Source organism: Streptomyces sp. NBC_01546 (genome assembly GCF_045208355.1).
Taxonomy (GTDB): domain Bacteria; phylum Actinomycetota; class Actinomycetes; order Streptomycetales; family Streptomycetaceae; genus Streptomyces.
Window position 1 is genome coordinate 4,303,431 of sequence record NZ_CP109379.1, and the last position, 17,105, is coordinate 4,320,535.

The following is a 17,105-nucleotide window of genomic DNA, read 5'->3' on the forward strand; positions in this document are numbered from 1 at the left end:
CGCAGCGCAGCGGCCCGGACCCCGCGACGCGGTCCGGGCCGAACGGAGCGGCAAACGGAAGGTGTTACGCGACGATCCAGTCGGAGGTGGCGATCACCGGCTGCACGCCGTCGCGGTGGACGGTGCCCTCGATGAGGCCGTACATCCGGTCCGCCGCGAAGTAGACCTCGTTGTCGTTCTTGAGGCCGAAGGGCTCCAGGTCGACGAGGAAGTGGTGCTTGTTGGGGAGGTGGAGGCGTACCTCGTTGACCTTGGGGCAGTTGTCGAGCACGCGCTCGGCCATCTGGTTCAGGGTCTGCTGCAGCGAGTACGAGTACGTCTCCGCGAAGGCTTCCAGCATGTTCTTGCGGACCTTCTTGTACGACTGGTCCCAGTCGTAGGAGGCGTCGTCGGCGGCCAGCGCCGAGTGCGCCCAGCGCGCGGTGACCTTGGTCGCCAGGATGCGGTCGTACGCCTCCTGGAGGGTCGTGTACTTGTCCTTGATGTAGCCGTGGAACTCGGAGTTGGTCGAGTTCATCACCGTCAGGTCCTTCAGACCCGAGATGACCTGGAGGCCCGTCGTCTCGCTGTACGTGATCTGCGCGGTGCGCACCTCCTGGCCCTTGCGGACGAAGGAGTGCTGCTCCTTGCGCGTCGGGACCGGGATGCGGTCCCACACGTACTCCTCGATGCGGATCTGAGCCTCGCGGATCGGCTGCTGCGAGGAGACGAAGTGCTTGGCGAGGAGGATGCCGAAGGCCTCGGGGGAGTCGATGCCGTGTTCCTTGCCGAAGGCGTACACCGTGTTCTTGGTGGTGTCCGTCGGCAGGCAGTTGGCGTTGTCGCCGGTCAGGTGGACGTCGCGGAACTCACCGCGGAGCGCGACCGACACGTTGAGGTCGCGGATCTCGTGCCACGAGCCGTCGCCGCCCTTGCGGGTGACCTTGACGATGCGGTTCTCGGCCTTGCCGTACTGGTTCTGCGCGAGGACGTGCTTGCTCATGCCTGTCTTCCTTCGGCTTCGGGAACACGGAGTCCGGTCGTCTGGATCCCGTACGCCCGGCGTCCAGCGCCCGCCCGAAGGCGTCCCGCTCCCCGCCGTTCGGCCCCCGGAGGACCGCCCCGGGACTGACGTGCATCCCGGTCCGTAGGTGCTTGTTCGTACTCACGGATTGCAGCATGTGTACGGCGGGTTAACCACCGTACGGATCCTCCGAACACCAGCACCCACGGATTGGGCGACCCCACAGATCCGCAGGTCAGACCATGTGCGCATCCGCGACCGAGAGGGCCTCGTCGAGGATCTCCAGACCCTTGGCGACGTCCTGCGCCGAGATGTTGCAGGCCGGTGCGACGTGGATGCGGTTGCCGGCGACGAGCGGCCAGAGCCCGCCCTTCTTGCAGGCGGCCCCGAAGGCGGCCATCGGCGCGTTGTCCGCCCCGGAGGCGTTGTACGGAACCAGCGGCTCGCGCGTCGCCGCGTCCCGTACGAGTTCCAGGGCCCAGAAGGTGCCCAGGCCGCGGACCTCCCCGACCGAGGGGTGCCGCTCGGCGAGCGCGCGCAGCCCCGGGCCGAGCAGCTCGGCGCCGGTGCGGGCGGACTGCTCGACGATGCCCTCCTCCTCCATGACGTTGATCGTCGCGACGGCGGCGGCGCAGGCCAGCACGTGTCCGGAGTACGTCAGCCCGCCCGGGTAGGGCCGGCGCGCGAAGGTGTCGGCGATGGCGGCCGAGATGGCGACCCCGCCGAGCGGCACGTATCCGCTGGTCACGCCCTTGGCGAAGCACAGCAGGTCGGGGACGACGTCCCAGTGCTCGGAGGCGAACCACCTGCCGGTGCGCCCGAAGCCGACCATGATCTCGTCGAGGATGAAGACGATGCCGTAGCGGTCGCAGAGCGCGCGGACGCCGGGCAGGTAGCCGGCCGGGGGCACGAGGACGCCCGGGGCGCCGCCGACGGTCTCCAGGATGATCGCGGCGATGGACTGGGGGCCCTCGAAGACGATGGTGTCCTCGAGGTGGCGCAGGGCCCGCTCGCACTCCTCGGCCTCGGTGGCCGCGTAGAAGGGCGAGCGGTAGGCGAAGGGGCCCCAGAAGTGCACGACGCCTGCGGTCGCGGTGTCGTTGCCGAAGCGTCGGGCGTCACCGGTCAGGTTGATCGCGGTGGAGGTGGCGCCGTGGTACGAGCGGTACGCGGACAGCACCTTGGGCCGGCCGGTGTGCAGCCGGGCCATGCGGACGGCGTTCTCGACGGCCTCGGCCCCGGCGTTGGTGAAGAAGATCTTGTCGAGGTCGCCCGGGGTGCGCTCGGCGATCAGCCGCGCCGCCTCGGAGCGGACGTCGACGGCGAAGCCGGGCGCGACCGTGCACAGCCGCGCCGCCTGCTCCTGGATGGCCGCGGCGACCTTCGGGTGCTGGTACCCGATGTTGGTGTAGACGAGGGCGCTGGAGAAGTCGAGGTAGCGGTTGCCGTCGTAGTCCCAGAAGTACGATCCCTCGGCCCCGGCGACGGCGAGCGGGTCGATGAGTTCCTGCGCCGACCAGGAGTGGAAGACATGCTTCCGGTCGGCGGCTTTCACAGCGTCCTTCGCGGCGGCGAGGTCGTGAGCTTCTGCGTTCATGAAACGAGCGTAGTTGTCCAGGATGTGGACGGCGGGTCGCCTCCGGCGTCGACGGCGCTCGAGCGGATTGGATCTTAAATTATCGTATGGCGGAACTTTATTTCCGACATACGAAATTTCAGGGGAGGGGTTTCAGGCGGCGGCCGCCCTAGGATTGGCAGCCCGGGGTAGGGGTACATGCGGCGCGGAGAGGCGCGGAGACGGGAGGCCCTGTGGCCGAGCAGACGCGGAGGCTCGTTCTCGGCGGCGCCACGACCGGTGTCGTGGGCCGGTGCCGGGACTTCACCCGCAGGGCGCTGACCGACTGGCAGTGGCCGGGGGAGGCCGAGTCCGTGGAAGACGTGCTGCTGCTGGTCTCCGAGGTGATCACCAACGCCTGTCTGCACGGCGGCGGCCCCCGGGAGCTGGTCCTGCGGCACAGCCCCGAGCGGCTGCGCGTGGAGGTCAGCGATGACAGCCCCGAGCCGCCGAGGCGGCGGCCGCCCGGCGACCGCGCACTGCCGGGAGGACACGGGCTGATCGTGCTGGAACGACTCGCCCGCAGCTGGGGCTCGGTGCCGTCGCAGGACGGCCGGCCGGGCAAGACCGTCTGGCTGGAGGTCCCGGCGGGCGGCCGCCCCCAGAACACCCCCTAGCCGGCCGCGGGTACCGCCTCGTCCTCGTCGTCCGTCCCGTCCGTCCCGTCCGTCCCGTCCGTCTCGTCGGGGTCGGTGAGCAGCCCGGTGCGCAGCTGCTCCAGGGTGCGGGTCAGCAGGCGGGACACGTGCATCTGCGACAGGCCCAGCCGGTCGCCGATCTCGGACTGCGTCAGCTCCTGCCCGAACCGCAGGGAGAGCAGGGTGCGGTCCCGCTCGGGCAGGCGGGCCAGGATCGGCTTGAGGGACTCCAGGCACTCGATGCGGTCGTACGCCGGCTCCTCCTCGCCGAGGGACGGCGGGTCGGCGCCCGAGTCCCGGTCGCCGTCCTCCTGGGCCGGCGCGTCCAGGGAGCGCGCGGAGTACGCGGACGCGGCCTTGCGGCCCTCCGCCAGCTCCTCGGGCGTGACGCCCAGCTGCCTAGCGAGCTCGGCGTCCGTGGGCTCGCGGCCGAGTTCCTGCTCCAGGACGTCGTGCGCCTTGGCCGTGTCGATCCGCAGCTCCTGGAGCCGGCGGGGGACCTTCACGGCCCAGCTGGTGTCCCGGAAGAACCGCTTGATCTCCCCGGTGATCGTCGGCATCGCGAACGAGGTGAACTCCACCCCGCGCTCCGGGTCGAAGCGGTTGATGGCTTTGATCAGGCCGATCGTGCCGACCTGGACGATGTCCTCCATCGGCTCGCTGCGGCCGCGGAACCGCCGGGCGGCGTACTTCACCAGGCTGAGGTTCAGCTCGACCAGGGTGTTGCGGACGTAACTGAACTCGGCGCTGCCCTCCTCCAGCTCGGCCAGCCTCCGGAACAGGGACACGGACAGGGCCCTGGCCTCGTGGGTTGCGACGTCTGTGAGGTCTGTACGGTGCATGGCGCTGCGCTCCTCCGACGAGCGGCCCCGGGGGACACCCGGGGGTGCGTCGTCGCGCTGTCTCGCGCTGTCTCAGGGGATATACCCGCCGAAATTGCCGCGTACCCCACCCAACCGCCTGCCATGGGCCGAGGGGCGATCCCGCCCCGTATCAGCGATCTGTCAGCGGCTATCAGGGGCTCTCAGTGGCTCTCAGCGGTCTCTCCGCGGTCTGTCAGGGCCCCCGCTCATGGTGACGACATCACAACGGAGCGACCGCGAAACGAGTGGACACCATGACCCAGATCCCGACCCGCGCGACCCGGCCGGCGGCCATCGCCGCCACCGGGCTCCGCAAGTCCTACGGGGCCAAGACCGTCCTCGACGGCATCGACCTGCACGTCCCGGCGGGCACGATCTTCTCCCTGCTCGGCCCGAACGGCGCCGGGAAGACCACCACCGTCCAGATCCTCTCCACCCTCATCGCCGCCGACGCCGGCCAGGTCCGCGTCGCCGGGCACGACCTGGCCGCCGCGCCCGACGCCGTACGCTCCGCCATCGGCGTCACCGGCCAGTTCTCGGCGGTCGACAAGCTGCTCACCGCCGAGGAGAACCTCCGCCTGATGGCGGACCTGCGCCACCTCGGCAAGGCGGCCGGCCGCCGCCGGGCCACCGAGCTGCTGGAGGCCTTCGACCTGGCCGACGTGGGCGGGAAGGTGGCCATGACCTTCTCGGGCGGAATGCTGCGCCGCCTCGACCTGGCGATGACCCTGATGGGCGGCCCGCAGATCATCTTCCTCGACGAGCCGACCACCGGCCTCGACCCGCGCAGCCGCCGCGCGATGTGGCAGATCATCCGCGGGCTCGTCGCCGACGGGGTCACCATCTTCCTGACCACCCAGTACCTGGAAGAGGCCGACCAGCTCGCCGACCGCATTGCCGTCCTGGACGGCGGAAAGCTCGTCGCCGAGGGCACCGCGCACGAGCTGAAGCGGCTGGTCCCGGGCGGGCACATCCGCCTGGAGTTCACCGACGCGGCCGGCTTCGAGCGCGCCGCCCGCACCCTCGGCGAGGTCTCCCGCGACGAGGAGAACCTCACCCTCCGCGTCCCCAGCGACGGCGGCGTGCGCTCGCTGCGCTCCCTGCTCGACCGGCTCGACGCCCAGGCGATCGAGGTCGGCGGCCTCACCGTGCACACCCCCGACCTCGACGACGTCTTCCTCGCCCTGACCGGGCAGACCATCCCGACCCAGGACAAGGAGTCCGTGCGATGACCACCCACGCCGCCCCCGCCCCCGCCAAGCACCTGTTCCGCGACTGCACCACGATGCTGCGCCGCCAGCTGAAGCACGCCCTGCGCTACCCCGGCCTCTCCATCGGCACCATCGCCGTACCGGTCGTCTTCCTGCTCCTCTTCGTCTACGTCCTCGGCCGCCCCCTCGCAGCGGGCATCGGCACGGGCGCCGCCTATGTCAATACGGGCTACATCAACTACTTGGCCCCCGGCATCCTCCTGATGACCGTGACCGCCGCCTCCACCTCCACCGCGGTCTCCGTCTGCACCGACCTCACCGAGGGCATCGTCGCCCGCTTCCGCACCATGGCGATCTCCCGCTCCTCGATCCTCGTCGGGCACGTGGTCGGCAGCTTCATCCAGACCATGGTCAGCGTCGGCATCGTCATCGGGCTCTCGCTGCTGATGGGCTTCCGCCCGAACGCGGGCCTCACCGGCTGGCTCGCCGCGCTCGGCCTGATCGCCCTGCTCACCTTCGCCGTCACCTGGCTGGCGGTCGCGCTCGGCACGCTCAGCAAGACCCCCGAAGGCGCCAGCAACATCGTCATGCCGCTGGCCCTCCTGCCCTTCATCGGCAGCGCGTTCGTCCCCACCGACTCGATGCCCACCGTGGTCCGCGTCTTCGCCGAGTACCAGCCCTTCACCCCGGTCATCGAGACCATCCGGGCCCTGCTCATGGACACCCCGGCCGGCAGCGACGGGATCGCCGCCGTCGCCTGGTGCGTCGGGATCGCCGCGGCCGCCTGCCTCTGGGCGAACAAGCTGTTCAACCGCCCAGCGTGACCCGCGCCAGCTCCCGTACGTCCTCCATGGCCACTCCGCTCCCGCGATGCGCCGCCTCGGCGAAGTACTCCTCGTACTTCTCCCCGAGCGCGGCGCGCGCCGCGTTCTCCACCCGCTGCGCGTCGGGCCGCGAACGGTCCGGCCCTCCCCGCACCGCCAGGGCCGTCGCCAGCAGCCGCGCGGCCTCCCGCGGCCGGTCCAGCCGCACCGCCTGGTCCGCCACGCCGACCAGCACCTGGGCGACCGTCGGGGCGTGCAGGGAGCCCACCGCCAGGTCCAGGGCCTCGGCCCGGTGCGTGGCTGCCGACGTCAACTCGCCCTCGGCGGCGTCCAGATGGCCGAGGGTGTCGAGCAGCAGCGCATGGAACACCTGGTGGACGGCGACCCCCCGGATGCCTTCCCGGGCCCGTGCCACATCGGCCCGCGCCTGAGCCGGCTCCCCGCTCCAGCGCGCCAGATCCGCCCGGCCGTGCGCCGTCGTGGCCAGCGCCTCCGGCCAGCCGGCGGCCCGGGCGTCCCGCTCCGCCCGCGCCATGGCCGCGGCGGCGGCCGCCGGGTCCCCGGCCAGCCAGTACAACTGGGCCTGCTTGACCCGTGCGTGCAGTTGGTCCTCGACGATCCCCATCTCGCCGATCACCGCGATGGCCTCCTCGTAGTGCCCCAGCGCCGCGCCGAAGTCGCCCCGCTGGGCGACCAGATCGGCCAGTACGGTCAGCGCGAAGGAGATCCCCCACCGCTCCCCGACCCCCCGGAACCCGGTCAGGGCCTCCTCGATCTCGGCCTCCGCCTCGGCGGGCCGGCCGCCCTCCCCCAGCCGGGTCCGGGCGCCGCCCAGCAGGGCCTGCGCCCGTACCCACGGGTCCTCGTCGGCCAGCAGCCCGGCCCAGGCGTCCACCGACGAGGTCCCCCGCTCGCCTTCGCCGCCCAGCAGCCGCTGAAGCGGCTCCATGAACCGGACCACCGGATGCCGGCTGCCCGTCCGTCCGGCGAGCAGCAGCCCCCGGCTCAGCGTGTCCGCGGTCTGCTTGTCGTCACCGAGGCCGGCCGTGGCGAACAGCACGGCCAGCGCGCAGGCCAGCGCCCGGTGCTCCTCGTCCTCGGCCGACTCGGGCTCCCCGCCGGGCAGCGGCAACGCCAGGGCCCGGCCCGCCAGTTCGTTGCCCTCCGCCTTGTGGCCGCTGAGCCACCAGTACCACCCGGCCGCCGCGACCAGCCGTACGGCCTCCCGCGCCTCGCCCGCCGCGATCGCGCCGCGCAGCGCCGCGTTGAGGTTGTCGTGCTCCGCGGTGAGCCGCGCGAGCCACTCCAGCTGCTCGGCCCGGCGCAGGTACGGGTCCGCCGTCCGCGCCAGCTGTGTGAAGTACGCGGCGTGCGCCCGCCCGATCCGCTCCTGCTCCCCGGCCTCCGCGAGCCGCTCCAGACCGTACGCCCGGATCGTCTCCAGCATCCGGTAGCGCCCGTCTCCGGCCGTCACCAGCAGGGACTTGTCGGCGAGCGAGGTGAGCAGGTCCAGTACGCCGTACGCCTCGACCGGGCCGCCCGCGCACACCCCCTCGGCGGCCTCCACCGTGGCGCCGCCCGGGAAGGCGGCCAGCCGGCGCAGCAGCGCCCGCTCCGCCTCCGTGAGCAGCTCCCAGCTCCAGTCGACCACCGCGCGCAGGGTCTGGTGCTGTCGCGGAGCCGTCCGCGCCCCGCCGGTCAGCAGCCGGAACCGGTCGTCGAGCCGGGCGGCCAGCTGCCCGGCGCTCATCGTGCGCAGCCGGGCCGCGGCCAGTTCGATGGCGAGCGGCATCCCGTCCAGCGCCCGGCAGATCCGGATCACCTCGGCGGCCGTCTCCTCGCTGACCGTGAAGTCGGAACGGGCCGCCGCCGCCCGGTCGTTCAGCAGTCGGACCGCCTCGTACGACATGGCCTCGGCCGCGTCCGCGCCCTGGGGCGGCAGGGCCAGCGGGCGCACCGGCCACAGCGCCTCGCCGGTGAGGCCGAGCGGCTCCCGGCTGGTCGCCAGGATGCGCAGCCCGGGGCATTCGCCGAGCAGCCGGTCGGCCATCGCGGCGGCCGCCTCGACGAGGTGCTCGCAGTTGTCGAGCACCAGCAGGGCGGTACGGGTGCGCAGCGCCGAGCCGAGCCGGTCCAGCGGGTCGCCCGCCGCCGGCGCGTGCTCCCGCAGGCCCAGTGCGGACAGCACGGCCTGCGGTACGTCGGCCCCCGCGCTCAGCGGCGCCAGCTCCACCAGCCAGACGCCGTCGGGGAACCGGCCGAGCAGCGGGCGCGCGCTCTGGAGGGCCAGCCGTGTCTTGCCGGCGCCGCCCGGCCCGGTGAGCGTGGTGAGCCGGAACCGGCCGATCAGGGCGTCCACCCCGGCGAGGTCCTCGTCCCGGCCGACGAAACTGGCCAGCGCGGCCCGCAGGTTGGTCGGCGGCGGCGGCGGCGGGGCGTCGGCGGCCCCGGCGGCTTCCGGTGCGGCCGCCGCCGGGCCGGGAACGGGAACGGCAACGGCAACGGCGGCTGGAACGGCTGCGGGCGGCGCGGTCAGCTCGCCGCGCAGTACGGCGGTGTGCAGCGCCGACAGCTCCGGTGACGGGTCGGCGCCGAGTTCCTCGGCGAGGACCTCGCGCGCCCTGCCGTACGCGGCCAGCGCCTCGGCGGGCCGTCCGGCCGTGACCAGGGCCCGCATCAGCGCCCCGACGAGCCCTTCCCGCAAGGGGTGTTCGGCGACCAGGGAGCTCAGCTCGCCGGTCAGCTCCCGGCCGCGCCCCACCCGCAGATCGGCCTCGATGCGGTCCTCCAGGACCGCCATGCGCAGCTCGGTGAGCCGGGTCACCGGCGCCCGGAAGAAGTCGGAGGCGGCCACGTCCAGCAGCGCCGGCCCGCGCCACAGCCCGAGCGCCTGCCGCAGCAGCGCCGCGGCCTCGCCGGGGTCGGCGGCCAGCGCGCCGCGTCCGGCCGCGGCCAGCCGCTCGAAGCGGACCACGTCCACCTGGTCCGGTTCGAGGACGAGGCGGTAGCCCGCCGGATGCGATGCGACCTCCACGCCGGGCAGCGCCCGCCGCAGCCGGGACACCAGCCCCTGCAGGGCGTTCGCGGCGCCCATCGGGGGATCGCTCTCCCAGATCCCGTCGATCAGCAGCTCGGAGGCCACCACCCGGCCGGGTTCCAGCGCCAGCAGGATCAGCAGGGCCCGCAATCGCGCCCCGCCGACCCCGACGCCGCCCCCGTCTTCGCCCCGTACCTCCAGGGCCCCCAGCATCGAAACGCGCATGGCGCCATTCTGCGGGAGGCCCGTCCGGCGGGTGGGTGCGGTGCGGCGGCGGGAGTTATTTGTCCGAGTAGCTGAAGTCCCCGACCGTCCACGCGCTGACGTCCTCGAGGGCGATCCGGTACATGCCGCCGGTCTCGGGGATGCCCAGGGTGCCCTGGAGGATGCGCGCCACGTGGAAGTGCAGGTGCGAGGGTGCCCCGGCGGCGGGCGCGGCCCGGCCCGCCGGTCCGGAGGCTCTGAAGACCTCGGCGAACGGGGCCAGCTGGTCCGAGTCCTGGAGGACCTCGGCGACACGCTGGCGCCAGACGCTTTCGGGGGCGAGGCGGCCGGTGATGACGGCGCCGTGGACGACGACGGTCAAGGACATCTGATTGGTTTGCTCCGACTCGACCATGGCAGCGAGATCGATGAGCAGGTCGTCAGGGGTCGACATGGGCCGGACTCTAGCAAGCGCGGACGTCATCGGAAGCCGCACCAGGTCAGCGCGTCAGGCCGCCATCCCGGGTCCGTGGCGGCGCTCCTGGGAGGGGCGGCCGCGCCGGCCGCGGGAGCCGCGGGCGCCGCGTACGGGCCGGTCCTGACGGGGCGAGGTGATGGTGACGGGGATGCCGGAGGGCGCCTGGGCGCCGGTGATCCGGCTCAGTGCCTCCTCGCCCGAGCGGACCTGAGTGGTCTGCGGGACGATCCCGGCGGCCGCCATCAGGCGGGTCATGTCGCGCCGCTGGTTGGGGGTGACCAGGGTGACGACGCTGCCGGACTCGCCGGCGCGGGCGGTGCGGCCGCCGCGGTGGAGGTAGTCCTTGGGGTCGGTCGGCGGGTCGACGTTCACGACGAGGTCGAGGTTGTCGACGTGGATGCCGCGCGCCGCCACGTTGGTCGCCACCAGCACGGTGACGTGCCCGGTCTTGAACTGGGTCAGGGTCCGGGTGCGCTGCGGCTGCGACTTCCCGCCGTGCAGCGCGGCGGCCCGTACACCGCTGTTCAGCAGGTGCTCGGTCAGCCGGTCGACGGCGTGCTTGGTGTCCAGGAACATGATCACCCGGCCGTCGCGGGCCGCGATCTCGGTGGTGGCGGCGTTCTTGTCGGCGCCGTGGACGTGCAGCACGTGGTGCTCCATCGTGGTGACCGCGCCGGCCGAGGGGTCGACGGAGTGCACGACGGGGTCGGTCAGGTAGCGACGGACCAGCAGGTCGACGTTGCGGTCGAGGGTGGCGGAGAAGAGCATCCGCTGACCCTCGGGGCGCACCTGGTCGAGCAGGGCGGTGACCTGCGGCATGAAGCCCATGTCGGCCATCTGGTCGGCCTCGTCCAGGACGGTGATGGCGACCTGGTTCAGCCGGCAGTCGCCGCGTTCGATGAGGTCCTTGAGCCGTCCGGGTGTGGCGACGACGACCTCGGCGCCGCCGCGCAGCGCGCCGGCCTGCCGTCCGATGGGCATGCCGCCCACGACGGTGGCGGTACGGAGCTTCAGGGCGCGGGCGTACGGGGTGAGGGCGTCGGTGACCTGCTGGGCCAGCTCGCGGGTGGGGACGAGGATGAGGGCCAGCGGCTGGCGGGGCTCGGCGCGCTGTCCGGCGGTGCGAGCCAGCAGGGCGAGGCCGAAGGCCAGGGTCTTGCCGGAGCCGGTGCGGCCGCGGCCCAGTACGTCGCGCCCCGCAAGGGCGTTCGGCAGGGTGGCGGCCTGGATCGGGAAGGGCACGGTCACGCCCTCGGAGCCGAGCGCGGCGAGCAGCGGTTCCGGCATGTCGAGATCCGCGAAGGCCTCGACGGCGGGAAGCGCGGGGGTGAGCGTCTTGGGGACGGCGAATTCCCGCTGTACGGCGGGCCGGCGGCCGCCGTGGCCCGAGCGGGCGGGGGCGTGGCGATTGTTCGTGCGCGTGGTGGTGCGGTTCATGCAGAACCTTTCCTCGATGCGGCGCGTATCGAGGAATTCCTGAAGGGATTCGCGAGAACGAGCCGTGAAAAACAACAAGCTGGGGCCCGCACCCGAAGGTGCGGGCCCCAGCTGTGTGGGCGTCAGCGTCAGGCGGGAACGATGTTCTCGGCCTGCGGGCCCTTCTGGCCCTGCGTGACGTCGAAGGTAACCTTCTGGCCTTCCTGAAGCTCACGGAAGCCAGAAGAGGCGATGTTCGAGTAGTGGGCGAAGACGTCAGCGCCGCCGCCCTCCTGCTCGATGAAGCCGAAGCCCTTTTCCGCGTTGAACCACTTCACGGTGCCAGATGCCATATGAATTCTCCTTTGGGGCAGTGCCCGGAATCGCACTGTGCGAAAGCCGGCGTCGCCGTGATGATTGCCCCGACCGGAAACTTCACCGGTAAATAAAAAGAGCGCCCACCGAAAAATCCGGTGAGAGCACTTGTAAGTTTTTTGGGAACCACAACTGCAACTGAGATCACCGTAGCACAGAGGGGCGCCGTGAGCAGGGAAACTGCTAATTCTGCACCGGCAGGAACAGATAACCGCCTGCGGAAGTCATATAAGCGATGTCGGTGATTCAGGAATTTTCGCGTCCGCGGCGCACCGCCTCGTTCAGCCGGAGGGCTTCGTCGAGCTGGTCCTCGAGTGCGATGATCCGACAGGCCGCCTCCACGGGCGTGCCGCCGTCGACCAGCTCCCTGGCCCGCGCCGCGATGCGCAACTGGTAGCGGGAGTAGCGTCGGTGACCGCCCGCCGAACGGAGCGGAGTGATGAGGCGGGCCTCGCCGAGGGCGCGGAGGAAGGCGGGGGTGGTGCCGAGCATTTCCGCGGCCCGGCCCATCGTGTAGGCGGGGTAGTCGTCGTCGTCGAGACTGTCGGCCAGCGGGGACTTCTCAGAGGTCACTCAAGAGACGCTAACCCTGATGGCAGACCATGTCTACTCCGCCCATGGCAGATTTCCTCCGGTATTGACCTCTGAAGTTATGCGCTTCCGACACCACTTTTTCGCGTACCGCCCGGTCTAGGCGCCCACGGCCGCGTGCTTGCGCGCCACCGAGACCATGAGGGACCGGAGCCGTTCGACGTACAGCCGCATGTTCTCGTGGGCGGCGGCGGTGTCCGGGTAGCGGGCGGCGAACTGCAGGCCTTCGTGGATCCGGGTGATCCACGCGCACACCTGGTCGCCGTACGAGACCCGGATCAGGCCGTACGCCTTGAGGTCCTGCCACCGCTCCGATCCGGCGATGCCGCGCGCGTCGACGAAGGAGACGATCGAGTACAGGTCCGGAGAAGTGGGCCGGAAATCGGAGCCCAGCAGGCGCAGAACCCGCGCGATCGGCATCCGGGACAGCGCCCGGTTCTCCCGCAGCGCCGAGCGGACCATCGCCAGCGCGTCGTCGAAGTCCGCCGCCCGCCCCACCGGGACCTCGATCGGCGCACCGCCCACGTACCAGCCCACCGACTCCGACCACTGGGAGTTCGCCCGGGTGTGGAACGGCACGACGGTGCGGTACACCTGCTGTCCTGCGAGCTCGCGGACGATGAGCCCGGTGGCCGCGAGGATGCCGATCAGGCTTCCGCCGTACGGACGGCAGTAGGCCTCGAAGGCCGCCGCGTCCGCCTCGTCCACGAGCATGTCGTGCGTGAACTTCTGGGTGGGCAGCGGGCCTTGGGGGTCGAGACCGAGGTCTACGGGGAAGTTGGGCAGCTTTCCGTCGCACCGGGCGATGAACTCCCGCCAGCGGGCCACGATCGCGTGCGTGTCGTCGATCAGGTCGGCGTGCGTGCGCTCCGTCGCGCAGAAGTCGACGTAACTGGCGACCGGGGCCGTGTCCACGGAGCGGCCCTCGAGGCCCGCCTCGTAGAGCGCGTGGATCTCGGCGGGGATGCGCTGGATCGAGTACGCGTCGACGTTGCTGTGGTCGAACGCCATGTAGACGCTCGTGCCCGCGTCCCTGACGACCGCGGTGTAGATGAAGTTCGGCCAGGTGAGGGCGTTCGCCGCGACGTCGAACCGGTCCTGCAGGTACCGGGTCAGCGTGACCGGGTCGGCGAAGTGGCCGACGTCCTCGCGGTGCAGCTCGACGGCGTCGGCGTCCAGGGTGTAGCGCCGCATGTCGTCGCCGACCCAGCGGAACCCGCTGCGCAGCGTCTCGTGCCGGAGCGTCCAGGCCCGCAGCGCGCCTTGGAGGACCTCGAGATCGACCTGTCCCGGGACGTCGAACGCGGCGCCGAGCCAGGTCGGTACGACCAGGCCGTCCTCCTGTACCGAGCGCGCCGTGCGCACGTGGGACTCCTGTACGTACGCGGGCGGGCGGCTGTCCTCCGACAAGCCGGTCGCCGCCTCGACCGTCGCCGGGTGCAGCGTCCATTCCACGAGACGTCCTGCCCGGATCTCGCAACGCTGGATGTCGGTCATTCGCACGGGGCACTCCGCATCACTGGGCATCGCTCACATGGCACAACGGGACCAACGAGGCGGGTGAGCCGAAAGAAACGCGGCCGCCCGGCGTCCGGGAGGCAGCAGCGGGGGACGACTCCGTCAGGAGTCACCCCCTTCGGGGGTTCCCCGCCTGCGCACCCCGATCTGTACCGCGCCGAAGAGGACCTTGGCGATCACACCCACCACGATCAGATCGGCGACCATCTGCAGGGTGGTCAGCACGCGGCCGACCCCTGTGGTGGGCACGATGTCCCCGAATCCCACGGTCGCGAACACCGTGACCGTGAAGTAGAGCGCGTCGGTCCGGTTCAGCGACTCCGAGAACGATCCCGGCACTCCCCCGGCGAGCAGGTAGTACGTGGCGGAGAACAGCACCAGGAACAGCGGCACGGCCGTGGCGAGCGCCTCCATCGCCCGCAGCCGCGGATATTCCGCACGGGTGACGGCCGCGACCTGCCACCCGACCAGCCACCCGAACAGTCCCAGGCCGATCACGAGCGAGACGACGGTGGCGACACCGAATCCGTGGTCCAGGGGAGTCAGGTAGTAGAACGCGGTGATCAGGACCGCCCAGGTCACCGACCGGAGCGTATGACCCGCCACGACGCGTCGGCGCCGCCGGGCTGCGTTGCGTTCCATGGCTTCAGGAGAACGGCCCGGAGCCCATCCCGCGACCGGAGCGGGCCCCGGGCGCGTGGTGGAACATGCGGCCTCCTCCGGTCCCGGTCCCGATGCAACCACGGAAGGGCGGTCACCGCCGTCGGGCGGCCTGTTCGGTTGCGCCCACCGTGTCCCGCACCGTGGTGGACGGGTGATAGCTGGCCACGAGTGGAGGCGTCGGCATGCGGGCCGCCCGTGTGGCCCCCAGGATGGGCGCGATCCCGTCCGCCTCTGCAGTCAGGAGCTGTTTCCCATGCTGGAGCGCAAGCTGCGCAAGGACCGCACCGAGGTCACCTTCGTCCTTCCGGCGGACACACCGCCCGGGCCGGTGAGCGTGGTCGGCGACTTCAACGACTGGCAGCCAGGGGCGCACACCCTGAAGCCGCGCAAGGACGGGAAGCGGGCCGTCACGGTCGAATTGCCGTGTGAAAGCGCGCATTCCTTCCGGTACCTGGCCGCCGGCGACTACTGGTTCAACGACGAGAGCGCCGGCGACCGGGACGGCCCCAACAGCCGTCTGCACACGTGAGGACCCCGCACGGCTAGCCTCCTCCTCATGCTGCGCATCTCCGAGTACGAGACGCTCGCCTCCCAGCCCGGCGCGACGTCATGACGGCGGGTACGTTCCGGCGTCTGGTCGTCCTGCGGCACGCCAAGTCCGCCTGGCCGCCGGACGTCCCCGATGCCGAGCGGCCGCTCGGCCCGCGGGGTCTGCGCGACGCCCCGGCCGCCGGCCGCTGGCTGCGCGAGGGCGACTGCGAGCCCGACCTCGTCGTGTGTTCGCCCGCGCGCCGCACCCGCCAGACGTGGGACCTGGCCGCGGCCGAGTCCGGCGTCAGCGCGCCGGTGACCTACGAGGAACGGGTCTACGGGGCGAGCACCGAGGAGTTGCTGGACCTCGTACGGGAGACCCCCGCGCAGGTGCGGACGCTGCTGCTCGTCGGGCACAACCCCGGCGCGCAGGAGCTGGTCCTGTCGCTCGCCGGCGAAGGGGACGCACGCGGGCTGGAGCAGGCCCGTACGAAGTTCCCGACGTCCGCGATCGCGGTGCTGCGCGTACCCGGCTCCTGGTCGTCCCTCGTACCGGGCGCCGCCCGGCTGACCGACCTCGTCGTGCCCCGGGGCGCGAAGCCCTGAGCGGCGGGAAGCCCTGAGCGGCGGAAGCCGGCCGGGCCTCACTCGCCGATGCGTACCAGCGCGAGCGTGATGTTGTCCGGGCCCCCGGCGTCGATGGCCGCCTTCCACAGCTCGAAGGCGGCCTTGCCGTCGTCGTGCACCCGCAGCAGATCGTCGATGGCTTCCTCGGGCACCGGGTCGGTCAGCCCGTCGCTGCACACCAGGTAGCGCTCACCGGTGGACAGCGCGAAGTCCGCCACATGGGGAGTGATCTCGCTGTGGGCGCGGCTGCCGCCGAGCACCTGCGTGACGGCCGAGGTGGTGCGATGACCCGGTGCCGGCGGCGGGCTGTCGTCCACGCTGAGCTGGCGCAGCCCGTCCCCGGTCGCGTGGAACACCTTGCTGTCACCGACGTTGAAGGCCAGCAGCGACTCCTCCAGTACGAGGGCACCGGCGACCGTGGTCCCCATGGCGGTCAGCTCCGGACGGCCTTCGGCGGCCGAGTACACCGCGCGATTGCACAGGTCCAGGGCGTCGCGGACGGCCTGGCCGCCGTCCATCGAGGGGCCGAGCATGGAGAGGTGGCGGACGACCAGCTCACTGGCGACCTCGCCGGCCGGCTGCCCGCCGAGCCCGTCGGCGACCGCGACGACGAGCGGTCTGCCGAGGGGGAACACGAGCGTCTGGGGGCTCTCGGTCGCGGTCCCGCACAGTGTCCACGGTCCGATGACCAGGCTGTCCTCGTTGTGATCGCGCACGAGCCCCACATGGCTCAGGGCGGTCACTGCTATGTACGGCACCTCGACGTCCCGCCTCTCCGCAACGGCGAACGCTGTCCCTCCCCATTGTCGCGCTGCTCGGCGTGCGGCGCGTGACCTCCCGGAGCAGGCTGGTCCTGGGGCCCGAGGAAAGGACTGCGGGAGATGTTCGCGAGGCTGAGCACCTACCAGGGATCACCGGTTCCCGCAGAGGGAGACGTGACCGCGAATTCGGAGGCGATCGTCCAGCAGGTCAAGGACGCGCCCGGCTTCCGCGGCGTGTACTACCTCGTCGACCGTGCCTCGGGAGAGGCCATGTCGCTGACCTTGTGGGAGGACGAGCGGACCATGCGGGACAGCGAGGAGCAGGCCGCCCGGATCCGCGAGGAGACGGCCCGGCGCGAGGGCCAGCGGATCGTCTCGGTCGAACACTTCGAGGTCGGCTTCAGCCACTTGCAGCCGTAAGGCCGTCCGGCAGCAGCCCGTGGGCTGCCGAAGAGGTCTCGTCGGAGTGCGTGCCGGTGCCGGCGGGCGTTCTGCTGGCGGCCAGCCAGGAGCGGGCGGGTCCGGCGGGCGTTGCCGTGTCCACGGTGAGGTGGAGGCGGGTGGCGCCGTCGAGGGCGGGGTAGCTGCGCTGTTCCGTGCCCTCGAAGCAGTGGCGAAGCGCCTCCGCGACCGCGCGGGCGGCTTCGGGCGTGTGCGCGATGATCCGGACCTCGGCATGTCCGAGCGACGGCAGAGTCTGGGTGCCTATGTACTTCACGCTGGCGTGTTCCCTTTCGTAGCGGGCAGAGA

18 protein-coding genes are annotated in these 17,105 nt (G+C 71.7%); 6 read left to right on the forward strand and 12 right to left on the reverse strand.

Annotation, left to right across the window (positions count from 1 at the left end):
* Positions 1-64: 64 nt before the first annotated feature.
* Together pucL and OHA89_RS19695 are read right to left on the reverse strand one after the other, a co-directional pair.
* Positions 65-982 carry a factor-independent urate hydroxylase gene (gene pucL, locus OHA89_RS19690; protein WP_406366733.1) on the reverse strand — a complete coding sequence of 306 codons (918 nt, stop codon included), beginning with the start codon at positions 980-982 and terminating at the stop codon, positions 65-67.
* A gap of 256 nt (positions 983-1,238) precedes the next feature.
* Positions 1,239-2,600, reverse strand: a complete 1,362-nt coding sequence (locus tag OHA89_RS19695; protein WP_266609013.1) for an aspartate aminotransferase family protein — start codon at positions 2,598-2,600, stop codon at positions 1,239-1,241.
* Positions 2,601-2,812: 212 nt separating this feature from the next.
* On the opposite strand from OHA89_RS19695, the gene OHA89_RS19700 reads away from it, so the two are divergent.
* Positions 2,813-3,235 (forward strand): ATP-binding protein, encoded by a 423-nt coding sequence (locus OHA89_RS19700; RefSeq protein ID WP_266609015.1) that lies wholly within the window; start codon positions 2,813-2,815, stop codon positions 3,233-3,235.
* On the opposite strand, the gene OHA89_RS19705 is transcribed toward OHA89_RS19700, so the two are convergent.
* A complete protein-coding gene (locus tag OHA89_RS19705) occupies positions 3,232-4,098 on the reverse strand; it encodes a SigB/SigF/SigG family RNA polymerase sigma factor (protein ID WP_406366734.1) in 867 nt (288 codons plus the stop codon). The genes OHA89_RS19700 and OHA89_RS19705 overlap by 4 nt on opposite strands.
* A gap of 275 nt (positions 4,099-4,373) precedes the next feature.
* On the opposite strand from OHA89_RS19705, the gene OHA89_RS19710 reads away from it, so the two are divergent.
* Both OHA89_RS19710 and OHA89_RS19715 read left to right on the forward strand, forming a co-directional pair.
* Positions 4,374-5,351 carry an ATP-binding cassette domain-containing protein gene (locus OHA89_RS19710; RefSeq protein ID WP_266609019.1) on the forward strand — a complete coding sequence of 326 codons (978 nt, stop codon included), beginning with the start codon at positions 4,374-4,376 and terminating at the stop codon, positions 5,349-5,351.
* Entirely contained in the window at positions 5,348-6,154 is an 807-nt protein-coding gene (locus OHA89_RS19715) for an ABC transporter permease (protein WP_266609021.1), read from the forward strand. The genes OHA89_RS19710 and OHA89_RS19715 overlap by 4 nt, the downstream gene beginning before the upstream one ends.
* On the opposite strand, the gene OHA89_RS19720 is transcribed toward OHA89_RS19715, so the two are convergent.
* From OHA89_RS19720 to OHA89_RS19750, 7 genes are all read right to left on the reverse strand, one after another.
* Positions 6,138-9,416, reverse strand: coding sequence for a BTAD domain-containing putative transcriptional regulator (locus tag OHA89_RS19720; protein WP_406366736.1), 3,279 nt, complete (start codon positions 9,414-9,416; stop codon positions 6,138-6,140). The two genes, OHA89_RS19715 and OHA89_RS19720, sit on opposite strands and share 17 nt — an antisense overlap.
* 55 nt (positions 9,417-9,471) lie before the next feature.
* Positions 9,472-9,849 carry a hypothetical protein gene (locus OHA89_RS19725; RefSeq protein ID WP_215146144.1) on the reverse strand — a complete coding sequence of 126 codons (378 nt, stop codon included), beginning with the start codon at positions 9,847-9,849 and terminating at the stop codon, positions 9,472-9,474.
* Between the two features lie 54 nt (positions 9,850-9,903).
* Entirely contained in the window at positions 9,904-11,310 is a 1,407-nt protein-coding gene (locus tag OHA89_RS19730; RefSeq protein ID WP_406366737.1) for a DEAD/DEAH box helicase, read from the reverse strand.
* Between the two features lie 128 nt (positions 11,311-11,438).
* Complete coding sequence (locus OHA89_RS19735) at positions 11,439-11,642, reverse strand: cold-shock protein (protein WP_030011983.1); 204 nt, start codon at positions 11,640-11,642, stop codon at positions 11,439-11,441.
* 268 nt (positions 11,643-11,910) lie between these two features.
* Complete coding sequence (locus OHA89_RS19740) at positions 11,911-12,174, reverse strand: MerR family transcriptional regulator (RefSeq protein WP_266612332.1); 264 nt, start codon at positions 12,172-12,174, stop codon at positions 11,911-11,913.
* Between the two features lie 180 nt (positions 12,175-12,354).
* A complete protein-coding gene (locus OHA89_RS19745; protein WP_266609028.1) occupies positions 12,355-13,752 on the reverse strand; it encodes a condensation domain-containing protein in 1,398 nt (465 codons plus the stop codon).
* Positions 13,753-13,875: 123 nt separating this feature from the next.
* A complete protein-coding gene (locus OHA89_RS19750) occupies positions 13,876-14,415 on the reverse strand; it encodes a potassium channel family protein (RefSeq protein ID WP_406366738.1) in 540 nt (179 codons plus the stop codon).
* A 274-nt stretch (positions 14,416-14,689) separates the two neighbouring features.
* Here OHA89_RS19750 and OHA89_RS19755 point away from each other — a divergent pair, with 274 nt between their 5' ends.
* Positions 14,690-14,965 (forward strand): isoamylase early set domain-containing protein, encoded by a 276-nt coding sequence (locus tag OHA89_RS19755; protein WP_215149434.1) that lies wholly within the window; start codon positions 14,690-14,692, stop codon positions 14,963-14,965.
* An 80-nt stretch (positions 14,966-15,045) separates the two neighbouring features.
* Positions 15,046-15,573, forward strand: a complete 528-nt coding sequence (locus OHA89_RS19760) for a histidine phosphatase family protein (protein ID WP_266609032.1) — start codon at positions 15,046-15,048, stop codon at positions 15,571-15,573.
* Positions 15,574-15,611: 38 nt separating this feature from the next.
* On the opposite strand, the gene OHA89_RS19765 is transcribed toward OHA89_RS19760, so the two are convergent.
* On the reverse strand, positions 15,612-16,352 hold the full coding sequence (locus OHA89_RS19765) for a PP2C family serine/threonine-protein phosphatase (protein WP_257555505.1): 741 nt from the start codon (positions 16,350-16,352) through the stop codon (positions 15,612-15,614).
* A 177-nt stretch (positions 16,353-16,529) separates the two neighbouring features.
* Between OHA89_RS19765 and OHA89_RS19770 the strand changes: the two genes are divergently transcribed.
* Entirely contained in the window at positions 16,530-16,775 is a 246-nt protein-coding gene (locus OHA89_RS19770) for a hypothetical protein (protein WP_257555507.1), read from the forward strand.
* Here OHA89_RS19770 and OHA89_RS19775 read toward each other — a convergent pair.
* The gene (locus OHA89_RS19775; protein ID WP_406366739.1) at positions 16,756-17,073 is read right to left on the reverse strand and encodes a hypothetical protein; all 318 of its coding nucleotides are present in this window, start codon (positions 17,071-17,073) and stop codon (positions 16,756-16,758) included. The two genes, OHA89_RS19770 and OHA89_RS19775, sit on opposite strands and share 20 nt — an antisense overlap.
* Between the last annotated feature and the right edge of the window lie 32 nt (positions 17,074-17,105).

Coding starts and splice junctions, on each gene's coding strand:
- pucL (WP_406366733.1), bottom strand. CDS start 982: ATGAGCAAGCACGTCCTCGCGCAGAACCAGTACGGCAAGGCCGAGAAC.
- OHA89_RS19695 (WP_266609013.1), bottom strand. CDS start 2,600: ATGAACGCAGAAGCTCACGACCTCGCCGCCGCGAAGGACGCTGTGAAA.
- OHA89_RS19705 (WP_406366734.1), bottom strand. CDS start 4,098: ATGCACCGTACAGACCTCACAGACGTCGCAACCCACGAGGCCAGGGCC.
- OHA89_RS19710 (WP_266609019.1), top strand. CDS start 4,374: ATGACCCAGATCCCGACCCGCGCGACCCGGCCGGCGGCCATCGCCGCC.
- OHA89_RS19715 (WP_266609021.1), top strand. CDS start 5,348: ATGACCACCCACGCCGCCCCCGCCCCCGCCAAGCACCTGTTCCGCGAC.
- OHA89_RS19720 (WP_406366736.1), bottom strand. CDS start 9,416: ATGCGCGTTTCGATGCTGGGGGCCCTGGAGGTACGGGGCGAAGACGGG.
- OHA89_RS19725 (WP_215146144.1), bottom strand. CDS start 9,849: ATGTCGACCCCTGACGACCTGCTCATCGATCTCGCTGCCATGGTCGAG.
- OHA89_RS19730 (WP_406366737.1), bottom strand. CDS start 11,310: ATGAACCGCACCACCACGCGCACGAACAATCGCCACGCCCCCGCCCGC.
- OHA89_RS19735 (WP_030011983.1), bottom strand. CDS start 11,642: ATGGCATCTGGCACCGTGAAGTGGTTCAACGCGGAAAAGGGCTTCGGC.
- OHA89_RS19740 (WP_266612332.1), bottom strand. CDS start 12,174: ATGGGCCGGGCCGCGGAAATGCTCGGCACCACCCCCGCCTTCCTCCGC.
- OHA89_RS19745 (WP_266609028.1), bottom strand. CDS start 13,752: ATGACCGACATCCAGCGTTGCGAGATCCGGGCAGGACGTCTCGTGGAA.
- OHA89_RS19750 (WP_406366738.1), bottom strand. CDS start 14,415: ATGGAACGCAACGCAGCCCGGCGGCGCCGACGCGTCGTGGCGGGTCAT.
- OHA89_RS19755 (WP_215149434.1), top strand. CDS start 14,690: ATGCTGGAGCGCAAGCTGCGCAAGGACCGCACCGAGGTCACCTTCGTC.
- OHA89_RS19760 (WP_266609032.1), top strand. CDS start 15,046: ATGACGGCGGGTACGTTCCGGCGTCTGGTCGTCCTGCGGCACGCCAAG.